The following is a 10,370-nucleotide window of genomic DNA, read 5'->3' as shown; positions in this document are numbered from 1 at the left end:
ATTTCACCAATGGTCATGCGAGGGTTCAGCGATGCCAGCGGATCCTGGAAAATCATCTGAATATCACTGCGAACGTCCCGCCATTCATCGGGGTTCATCCCCAGCAGGTCTTTACCCAACCATGCCACCCGACCATCGGTCGCTTTTACCAGCCCGATAATGGCCCGGGCAAAGGTCGATTTCCCGCAGCCGGATTCGCCAACGACCCCCAGCGTCTCTCCTTCATACAGCCGCAGCGTCACGCCATCGACCGCCTTCAGCGTTTTTGAGGGCTGCCAGAACCACTGCTTGCCATCTTTAATGTCGAAATGCACCTTCAGATCGGCGATTTCCAGGAGGACTTTACGTTTTTCATCTACAGCGTTCATGCCAGATCCTCCACCGGTTTAAAGCAGGCGCGCAGGCGTCCTGGACTAAACTCCTCCAGCGGCGGAGTGGTGCTACAAATCTCCATCGCATGCGGACAGCGCGGCTGGAACGGACAGCCTTTCGGCAGACGCAGTAAGTTGGGCGGGTTCCCCGGAATCGTCAGCATCTCGTCACCTTCGCCATCCAGGCGCGGCACCGCATTGAGAAGACCAATCGAATAAGGATGAACGGGCTGATAAAAAACATCGCGGGCATTACCGTATTCCATCGTCCGCCCGGCATACATCACCAGCACTTTGTCGCAAATCCCGGCCACCACCCCAAGATCGTGGGTAATCATGATGATGGCGGTGTTGAATTCACGCTTCAGTTCATTGAGAAGCGTCATGATTTGCGCCTGCACGGTAACATCCAGCGCGGTCGTCGGTTCGTCGGCAATCAGTAACTTCGGCCGGCACAGCAGCGCCATTGCGATCATCACGCGCTGACGCATACCGCCGGAAAATTCATGCGGGAACATTTTCATCCGCTTACGCGCTTCCGGCATTTTGACCGCATCCAGCATTCTGACCGACTCTTCAAACGCCTCCGCTTTGCTCATGCTTTTATGCAGCATCAGCACTTCCATCAGTTGCTCCCCGACACGCATGTAGGGATTCAGCGAGGTCATCGGGTCCTGAAAAATCATCGAGATTTGCTCTGCGCGCAGCTTATTCAGTTCGTGCTCCGGCAGATTGAGGATCTCGCGGCCGCTGAACGTCGCCGAGCCACCAATCCGGCCATTCGCGGCCAGCAGCCCCATTAACGCAAACGCGGTCTGTGATTTACCTGAACCAGACTCACCGACGATGCCGAGGGTTTCTCCGGCGCGCAGTGTAAAGTTCAAATCATTCACTGCGGTGACATCACCGTCCGGGGTACTGAACGTCACACGAAGATCTTTTACGTCCAGCAGTGCGTTAGCCCTTTGCTGCGCGAACGGCACGCCTGCAGTTTCAATTACGCTCATGGCTGCACTCCTTAACGGTCTTTCGGGTCGAGGGCATCACGCAAGCCATCGCCAATAAAGTTAAAACAGAACAACGTCACCACCAGAAAAGCGGCCGGGAACAGCAGTAGCCACGGCGACACTTCCATCGAGTTGGCGCCATCGCTCAGCAACGCGCCCCAACTGCTCAGCGGCTCCTGCGTCCCCAGCCCCAGGAAGCTGAGGAAGGATTCGAACAGGATCATGCTTGGCACCAGCAAGGAGGCGTACACCACCACCACGCCCAGCACGTTAGGCACAATATGGCGTAGGACGATGTTACCTGTCGACACGCCGCCCACCTGCGCGGCTTCAATAAATTCTTTCCGCTTCAGGCTCAGGGTCTGCCCGCGCACAATACGCGCCATATCCAGCCAGGAAACCATCCCGATCGCCACAAAAATCAGCAGAATGTTTTGCCCGAAGAAGGTGACCAGCAGGATAACGAAGAACATAAACGGGAAGGAGTTGAGGATTTCCAGCAGGCGCATCATCACCGAGTCGATTTTGCCGCCCAGATAGCCTGAAAGCGAGCCGTACAGCGTCCCCACTACCACCGCAACGAGCGCGGCCGCGATGCCGACCATCAGCGAGATCCGCCCGCCAATCGCCACGCGCACCAACAGGTCGCGTCCAGATGAGTCGGTACCAAAATAGTGACCAGACTCGCTATCCGGCGCGCTGGACATCATGCCCCAGTCAGTATCGAAGTAGGTGAACTGCGACAGCATCGGTGCCAGCGTCACGAACAGCGCAATCACCACCAATACAATCAGACTGGCAACCGCAGCGCGGTTATGCATAAAACGACGGCGAGCATCCTGCCACAGGCTGCGCCCCTCGACCTCCAGCTTCTCACTGAAATTCTCCAGCGCTTCGCTGTTTTTCTTACCTAACATCATCGCGAGCTCCAGTATCAGTAACGAATTTTCGGGTCGATGACGGCATAGAGCACGTCAACAATCGCATTAAAGACAATGGTCAATGTCCCCACGAGGATCGTCAGACTGAGAACCAGCGAGTAATCGCGGTTCAGCGCGCCGTTAACAAACAGCTGACCAATCCCCGGCAAACCATAGATTGTCTCAATGACCATTGAACCTGTGATAATCCCGACAAATGCCGGTCCCATATAGGAGAGTACCGGGAGTAACGCCGGTTTCAACGCATGGCGGAAAATAATACGGCGCATCGGCAGCCCTTTCGCTCGCGCGGTGCGAATGAAGTTTGAGTGCAGCACTTCAATCATTGAGCCACGGGTGATACGCGCAATACTGGCAATATAGGCCAGTGATAACGCCACCATCGGCAGGATCATAAATTTCAGCGCCCCGCCGTTCCAGCCGCCACCCGGCAACCATTTGAGGGTGATCGCAAATATCATGACCAGCAGAGGCGCGACCACAAAGCTCGGTATGACCACCCCGGTCATCGCCACCCCCATGACCGCATAGTCCCATCGCGTGTTTTGCTTCAACGCGGCAATTACGCCAGCGCTCACCCCGAGGATCACGGCCAGAAAAAAGGCGGCAAGGCCCAGTTTCGCCGATACCGGAAAACTCGAAGCGACCAGGTCGTTAACCGTATAATCTTTGTATTTAAAAGAAGGACCGAAATCACCGTGCGCCAGTTGCTTCAGATAGCTGAAATACTGGGTCATGATAGGGTCGTTAAGATGGTATTTCGCTTCAATGTTTGCCAGAACTTCTGCCGGCAGCGCGCGTTCGCCGGTGAAGGGGCTTCCCGGCGCAAGACGCATCATAAAGAACGAAATGGTAATAAGAATAAACAGCGTCGGAATTGCTTCCAGACAGCGGCGTAGAATAAATTTCAACATTGCCCGTACCTTCTGGCGTGTGCCTTTACACCTCTTCACGCAGAACCACTAATGAGAGGTGTTGAGAGTCGACGAAAAAAGACACTGTGGGGCAACGTCTGCTGCCCCACCCTTTGCCATTAATGCTTGATAATATACAAATCTTTGACGTGGATATTATCCATCGGGTCTTTACCGGTATAACCCCCCACCCACGGTTTCACCAGACGGGCGTTGACGTAGTAGAACACCGGCACAATCGCAGAATCTTTATCAAGCTGCTGCTCGGCTTTGCCGTAAAGCTCAGTACGCTGCTCTTCATTCGTTGCTTTCAGCGCATCGGCAAGGATCTTGTCAAACGCCGGGCTCTTATAATGCGTCGTGTTGTTTGAGCTGTCAGACAGCACCATGTTCAGGAAGGAGGTCGGTTCGTTGTAATCCGCACACCAGGCCGCACGAGAAACATCATAGTTGCCCTGATGACGCGTATCGAGGAAGGTCTTCCATTCCTGGTTTTCCAGCTTGACGTTCACACCTAAGTTTTTCTTCCAGATGGACGCCGCGGCGATAGCCAGTTTTTTGTGCAGATCGGACGTGTTATACAGCAGGTTGAAGGTCAACGGTTTATCAGCGGTATATCCGGCTTCGGCCAGTAATTTTTTCGCTTCTTCGTTACGTTTTTCCTGCGTCCAGCCAAACCATTCTGGTTCAGCCAGTTTTGCGCCGTCAGTATACGGAGGCGTGAAGCTGTATGCCGGCAGGTCGCCCTGGTTTTTCACTTTATTAACGATAATATCGCGGTCCAGCGCCAGCTTAAGCGCGGTACGCACGCGGACATCCGTAAACGGTGCTTTCTGGTTATTGATTTCGTAATAGTAGGTACACAGATACGGGTCAACGTGAACTTCGTTCGGGATCTCTTTTTTCAGCTTCTGGAACAGTTCAATCGGCATGTTGTTATAGGTCATGTCGATTTCACCGCTGCGGTAACGGTTAACGTCTGTCACCTCTGATGCGATCGGCAGGTACGTCACCTGATTAATGACCGTCTTGGCGTTGTCCCAGTAATTAGGATTGCGCTCAAGCACGATATGCTCGTTAACCACCCAGTCTTTCAGCTTATACGCACCGTTGGTGATGATATTGGCTGGCTGAGTCCACTTCTCACCGTATTTTTCAACGGCGGCTTTAGGAACCGGGGAAACGGATGAGTGCACCAGCAGTTTGTAGAAATAAGGTACAGGCTCGCTGAGGGTCACTTCAAAGGTATTATCATCAATGGCTTTAACGCCAAGATCGGTTGGCGGCTTCTTGCCGGCAACGATGTCATCAATATTGACAATATGACCATACTGCAGATAACTGGCGTACGGGGATGCGGTATTCGGATTCGCCAGACGTTGCCAGCTGTAAACAAAATCGTGGGCCGTCACCGGTGAGCCATCAGACCATTTTGCATCTTTGCGCAGATGGAATGTCCAGACTTTAAAATCTTTATTTTCCCATTTCTCAGCCACGCCCGGAGACGGTTTACCGTCGACGTCACTGATGATTAAACCTTCAAACAGATCGCGGCTGATATTGGATTCCGGCACCCCTTCGATTTTATGCGGATCGAGAGACTGAACTTCCGAACCATTATTTCGCACCAGCGTCTGCTTTTCCGCCAGTTGCACACCTGCGGGGACGACGGCAGCTGTCGCGACATTTCCGGCGATGAGCGCAGTTAAAATTCCTGCCGCCACTAAACTTTTCTTCGTGTTGGTCATTGTGTTTGTACTCCGTCATTATAATTACTGGTTTTATCACCAGCCTGTTAATCCCGTCAGGGATCTCTGATCAGCTACCAGGTCGTTTACTGCCTGCTATCACCGACTTTATTTATTCTGGCGATTCGTTTGATCACCTTACGTCGATTCGTTATGCACCTCCCCTGTCAGGGGGCGCATGAATAGTGGTTAAACTGCTTTGTTGATATTTATTCTCATCAACGAGCAATCCGCTGCAATATGAACTGTCGGAAAGTAACAAAAGCATTTATTAACCGCCAATACAATTTACAGATTTGTTAAGCAATTCTCTTTTAGAGAAAAAATTGCGTTCCGGTGGAACGTTCCGAAACAGGAAAAATAACAACAATCGCTTAGCAATCAATCAATTAGTGATACACCATTCGTCTGAGACCCTTGAGCTTTGCAACAGGCGGATAAATATACAAAAATTTAACAATTGATTATTTTTTAGCACATTACTCTGCAAGTTCATTGAATTAACTAATATCATCTCAATTATCCTTCAGCAAGCCCCGGATTGTGATGTGAGCAAAATAACAATGCAGAGCCTCGCAAAGGGACTAAAAAGACTGTTAAATCAAGGGACTTAATACCGACAGAGGCATCAGTGATTCCCGGTAAGCGGGACTGAAAGTAAGAAAGGTGACGAGATGGGACAATAAAAAAGACGGAGCCGTGAACAGCTCCGTGGGATATTTCATCTGAAAGCGAATCAGCTTAAAAGCCCTGGAAATATGGCCTTAATACCGGTGACAATAAACTCGATGCCCAACGCCATTAAGAGTAGCCCCATAATTCGGGTAATCACGTTAATACCCGTTTGGCCCAGAACACGCACCAGCCACGGTGCCATGCGGAAAAGTCCCCAACAGCACAGGGCAAAAAGCGCAATCGCCACAAAGAAGCCAAGCAGGTACATCACACTGTGATAACGCGTTCCCCACACAATGGTTGAACTGATCGCGCCGGGGCCTGCCATCAGCGGCAGCGCCAGGGGAACCACACCTACACTTTCACGGATCGCCGTTTCTGATTTTTCCTGCTTGTTCTGCTTATCCTCACCCAGTTTGCCGCTAATCATCGACATCGCAATGGTGACCACAAGGATCCCGCCGGCGATACGAAACGAATCAATTGAGATACCGAACAGTTGCAGAATGCCATCGCCGAGGAATAGCGAGGTCCACAGAATGATCGCAACGGACAGGTTAGCAGTGAGGTTCGTTTTGTTGCGCGCCGCCGCTGTCTGGTAGCTGGTCATACTGATGAAGACAGGAATAATCCCAACCGGGTTCACTAACGCGAACAACCCGATGAAAAATTTAAAATAAACAGGAAAATCAAACAGCGTTTGGATCACGGTTAGCTCCGAAGCGTTAGCCGTATAAAGTAAGTTAAAATAACCGGGTAAAAACCGTGCTGAAGATACGCCTTTTCACAGCACATTTCACCAGGGCAAACGTAAAATTGCTACCATTCCTGAGTGTTACTAATATGTTTTAATTATGATAATTTGAGACCCATTCACCACTACAATTACACAACACTTAGCGTTTAGGGCTAAAACGGCCTGCTGAAAGGTGTCAGCTTTGCTAAATCTTGATCCAGATCACGTAATCGCTACTCAGAAGTGAGTAACCTTGCTTACGCCACCTGGAAGTAACGCGTTAGAGTTAGATGACGCTGACGCATAAGCTCTTTTAGTAAATCAGAGCAAACTGAACGTTAAGTAACCAATTGATTTTCTGGCTGTTATACAAACTAACGCCCGCTGTCTATACTCACGTATCGAGCAGATGATTTACTAAAAAAGTTTAACATTATCAGGAGAGCATTATGGCTGTTACTAATGTCGCTGAACTTAACGCACTCGTCGAGCGCGTCAAAAAAGCCCAGCGTGAATATGCCAGTTTCACTCAAGAACAAGTTGATAAAATCTTCCGCGCCGCCGCTCTGGCTGCTGCAGATGCTCGAATTCCTCTCGCGAAGATGGCCGTTGCCGAATCCGGTATGGGTATCGTCGAAGATAAAGTGATTAAAAACCACTTTGCTTCTGAATACATCTATAACGCTTACAAAGATGAAAAAACCTGCGGCGTGCTGTCTGAAGACGACACCTTCGGGACTATCACCATTGCTGAACCAATTGGTATCATCTGCGGTATCGTACCAACCACTAACCCAACCTCTACGGCAATCTTTAAGTCTCTGATTAGCCTGAAAACCCGTAACGCGATCATCTTCTCTCCGCATCCGCGTGCAAAAGATGCTACCAACAAAGCGGCCGATATCGTGCTGCAGGCTGCTATCGCTGCCGGTGCGCCGAAAGATCTGATTGGCTGGATCGATCAACCTTCCGTTGAACTGTCTAACGCACTGATGCACCACCCGGATATCAACCTGATTCTGGCGACCGGTGGTCCGGGCATGGTTAAAGCCGCATACAGCTCCGGTAAACCCGCTATCGGTGTGGGCGCAGGTAACACGCCAGTGGTTATTGATGAAACCGCTGATATCAAACGTGCAGTCGCCTCTGTACTGATGTCCAAAACCTTCGACAACGGCGTTATCTGTGCTTCTGAACAGTCTGTTGTTGTGGTTGATTCCGTTTACGATGCCGTTCGCGAACGTTTCGCCAGCCACGGCGGCTACATGCTGCAAGGCAAAGAACTGAAAGCGGTTCAGGACGTGATCCTGAAAAATGGCGCGCTGAACGCCGCTATCGTAGGTCAGCCTGCGTACAAAATCGCTGAACTGGCTGGTTTCACTGTGCCAGAAACCACTAAGATCCTGATCGGTGAAGTGAAAGTGGTTGATGAGAGCGAACCGTTCGCTCACGAAAAACTGTCCCCGACGCTGGCGATGTACCGTGCGAAAGATTTTGAAGACGCGGTCATTAAAGCGGAGAAACTGGTGGCGATGGGCGGTATCGGTCATACCTCTTGCCTGTACACCGACCAGGACAACCAGCCGGAGCGCGTGGCTTACTTCGGTCAGATGATGAAAACCGCACGTATCCTGATCAACACCCCGGCATCTCAGGGTGGTATCGGTGACCTGTATAACTTCAAACTCGCACCTTCCCTGACTCTGGGTTGTGGTTCCTGGGGTGGTAACTCCATCTCTGAAAACGTTGGTCCGAAACACCTGATCAACAAGAAAACCGTTGCTAAGCGAGCTGAAAACATGTTGTGGCACAAACTTCCGAAATCTATCTACTTCCGCCGTGGCTCACTGCCAATCGCGCTGGATGAAGTGATTACTGATGGCCACAAACGTGCGCTCATCGTGACTGACCGCTTCCTGTTCAACAACGGTTATGCAGACCAGATCACCTCTGTGCTGAAAGCGGCTGGCGTTGAAACTGAAGTGTTCTTTGAAGTGGAAGCGGACCCGACGCTCTCTGTTGTCCGTAAAGGTGCAGAGCTGGCAAATTCCTTCAAACCTGACGTGATCATTGCGCTGGGTGGCGGTTCCCCGATGGACGCCGCGAAAATCATGTGGGTGATGTACGAACATCCGGAAACTCACTTCGAAGAACTGGCGTTGCGCTTTATGGACATCCGTAAACGTATCTACAAGTTCCCGAAAATGGGTGTCAAAGCGAAAATGATTGCGGTCACCACCACTTCTGGTACCGGTTCTGAAGTAACTCCGTTTGCGGTTGTTACTGACGATGCGACCGGTCAGAAATACCCGCTGGCTGACTACGCCCTGACCCCGGATATGGCAATTGTCGATGCTAACCTGGTCATGGACATGCCGAAGTCCCTGTGTGCCTTCGGTGGTCTGGATGCCGTCACTCACGCCCTGGAAGCTTACGTTTCCGTACTGGCTTCTGAGTTCTCTGATGGTCAGGCACTGCAAGCGCTGAAACTGCTGAAAGAAAACCTGCCGGCGTCTTACAACGAAGGGTCTAAAAACCCGGTCGCCCGTGAACGTGTTCACAGTGCAGCCACTATCGCCGGTATCGCGTTTGCGAACGCCTTCCTCGGTGTGTGTCACTCCATGGCGCACAAACTGGGCTCACAGTTCCACATTCCGCATGGTCTGGCGAACGCCCTGTTGATCAGCAACGTTATTCGCTACAACGCGAACGACAACCCGACCAAACAGACTGCCTTCAGCCAGTATGACCGTCCGCAGGCACGCCGTCGTTATGCTGAGATCGCAGACCATCTGGGTCTGAGCGCTCCGGGCGACCGTACTGCTGCGAAGATTGAGAAACTGCTGGCATGGCTGGAAAGCCTGAAAGCTGAACTGGGTATTCCGAAGTCAATCCGTGAAGCAGGCGTTCAGGAAGCTGACTTCCTGGCTCACGTTGACAAGCTGTCTGAAGATGCATTCGATGACCAGTGCACCGGCGCTAACCCGCGCTACCCGCTGATCTCCGAACTGAAACAGATCCTGCTGGATACCTTCTACGGTCGTGAGTTCTCTGAAGGCACCCCAGCGGCGAAAGAAGTTGCCGCTGCTCCGAAAGCAGAGAAAAAAGCGAAGAAATCTGCGTAATTCTCGCTGAACTGTTACAACGTAAAAGCGGCCTCTGTTGAGGCCGCTTTTTTTGTCCCCGAAATCCGTGCACCACGGTCGGGTCTGTAAACGGTTCAGCGCGTCGCTAAGCGTTTATCAGTAGGTAAAGATTAGTCATGGCTATGGCGTTCCTGTATCGCCGTCAGAGAGCCCTCCTCCAGCGCTTCCTTATAATGCTTACGACAGACCGAGACATACCGCTCGTTGCCGCCAATAACCACCTGCTCGCCTTCATTATAGGGTCTGCCCGCCTGATCAAGACGCAACACCATACTTGCTTTACGCCCGCAGAAGCAGATTGTTTTTAATTCCACCAGCTTATCTGACCACGCCAACAGGTATTGGCTACCCACAAACAGTTCACCGCGAAAATCAGTGCGTAATCCGTAGCACAACACCGGAATATCCAGTTGATCAACAACTTCCGATAATTCATAAACCTGCTGCCGGGTTAAAAACTGACATTCATCCACCAACACGCAATGAATAGGTTGACGCGCATTATCGGCTGCAATCTCTTCATACAACGATGAATTCTGGTTAAACAATTTGGCGGGAGAAGACAACCCGATACGCGAACTTACTTTCCCCGCACCATAACGATCGTCTATTTCCGCGGTATATACGACAGTACGCATCCCGCGTTCCTGGTAATTGTATGAAGATTGCAGTAAGGCTGTCGACTAACCTCCATACATTGCTGAAAAGTAGAAATATAGCTGTGCCATCGGCTACAGACCCTCACCAAAGTGAAATAAAGACGGGGCGCAGTGTAGCATAATTTCAATCGTTATCGGTGCCAGGTTCTGTTCTCGTTGGCTATATCCTCCGC

The 10,370-nt window shown here is 51.2% G+C and carries 8 protein-coding genes; 1 reads left to right on the top strand and 7 read right to left on the bottom strand.

What is annotated here, in order from left to right; translation table 11 throughout:
• The 6 genes from AB7E14_RS14155 to ychE form a co-directional block, all read right to left on the bottom strand.
• Nucleotides 1–368, bottom strand: a 368-nt coding sequence (locus AB7E14_RS14155; RefSeq protein WP_428169613.1) for an ATP-binding cassette domain-containing protein, incomplete at its 3' end; no start/stop codon positions are given.
• Entirely contained in the window at nt 365–1,378 is a 1,014-nt protein-coding gene (gene oppD / locus AB7E14_RS14150) for a murein tripeptide/oligopeptide ABC transporter ATP-binding protein OppD (protein WP_043000509.1), read from the bottom strand. The genes AB7E14_RS14155 and oppD, both read right to left, overlap by 4 nt.
• An 11-nt stretch (nt 1,379–1,389) precedes the next feature.
• Nucleotides 1,390–2,298 (bottom strand): oligopeptide ABC transporter permease OppC, encoded by a 909-nt coding sequence (gene oppC / locus AB7E14_RS14145; RefSeq protein WP_043000508.1) that lies wholly within the window; start codon nt 2,296–2,298, stop codon nt 1,390–1,392.
• A gap of 14 nt (nt 2,299–2,312) precedes the next feature.
• Nucleotides 2,313–3,233 (bottom strand): oligopeptide ABC transporter permease OppB, encoded by a 921-nt coding sequence (gene oppB, locus AB7E14_RS14140; RefSeq protein ID WP_043000507.1) that lies wholly within the window; start codon nt 3,231–3,233, stop codon nt 2,313–2,315.
• Nucleotides 3,234–3,352: 119 nt separating this feature from the next.
• Complete coding sequence (gene oppA, locus AB7E14_RS14135; protein ID WP_043000506.1) at nt 3,353–4,981, bottom strand: oligopeptide ABC transporter substrate-binding protein OppA; 1,629 nt, start codon at nt 4,979–4,981, stop codon at nt 3,353–3,355.
• Between the two features lie 736 nt (nt 4,982–5,717).
• Complete coding sequence (gene ychE / locus AB7E14_RS14130) at nt 5,718–6,365, bottom strand: NAAT family transporter YchE (RefSeq protein ID WP_043000505.1); 648 nt, start codon at nt 6,363–6,365, stop codon at nt 5,718–5,720.
• 476 nt (nt 6,366–6,841) lie between these two features.
• On the opposite strand from ychE, the gene adhE reads away from it, so the two are divergent.
• On the top strand, nt 6,842–9,517 hold the full coding sequence (gene adhE, locus AB7E14_RS14125) for a bifunctional acetaldehyde-CoA/alcohol dehydrogenase (protein ID WP_043000504.1): 2,676 nt from the start codon (nt 6,842–6,844) through the stop codon (nt 9,515–9,517).
• A gap of 131 nt (nt 9,518–9,648) precedes the next feature.
• Here the strand turns inward: adhE and tdk are convergent, their stop codons facing one another.
• Entirely contained in the window at nt 9,649–10,209 is a 561-nt protein-coding gene (gene tdk / locus AB7E14_RS14120) for a thymidine kinase (protein WP_428169614.1), read from the bottom strand.
• Nucleotides 10,210–10,370: the final 161 nt, after the last annotated feature.

Source organism: Citrobacter sp., from assembly GCF_050252275.1.
GTDB lineage: Bacteria > Pseudomonadota > Gammaproteobacteria > Enterobacterales > Enterobacteriaceae > Citrobacter_A > Citrobacter_A amalonaticus.
Note: the sequence above shows the minus strand (reverse complement) of the source record. Positions and strands in the feature narration are given on the sequence as shown.

Coding starts and splice junctions, on each gene's coding strand:
- oppD (WP_043000509.1), bottom strand. CDS start 1,378: ATGAGCGTAATTGAAACTGCAGGCGTGCCGTTCGCGCAGCAAAGGGCT.
- oppC (WP_043000508.1), bottom strand. CDS start 2,298: ATGATGTTAGGTAAGAAAAACAGCGAAGCGCTGGAGAATTTCAGTGAG.
- oppB (WP_043000507.1), bottom strand. CDS start 3,233: ATGTTGAAATTTATTCTACGCCGCTGTCTGGAAGCAATTCCGACGCTG.
- oppA (WP_043000506.1), bottom strand. CDS start 4,981: ATGACCAACACGAAGAAAAGTTTAGTGGCGGCAGGAATTTTAACTGCG.
- adhE (WP_043000504.1), top strand. CDS start 6,842: ATGGCTGTTACTAATGTCGCTGAACTTAACGCACTCGTCGAGCGCGTC.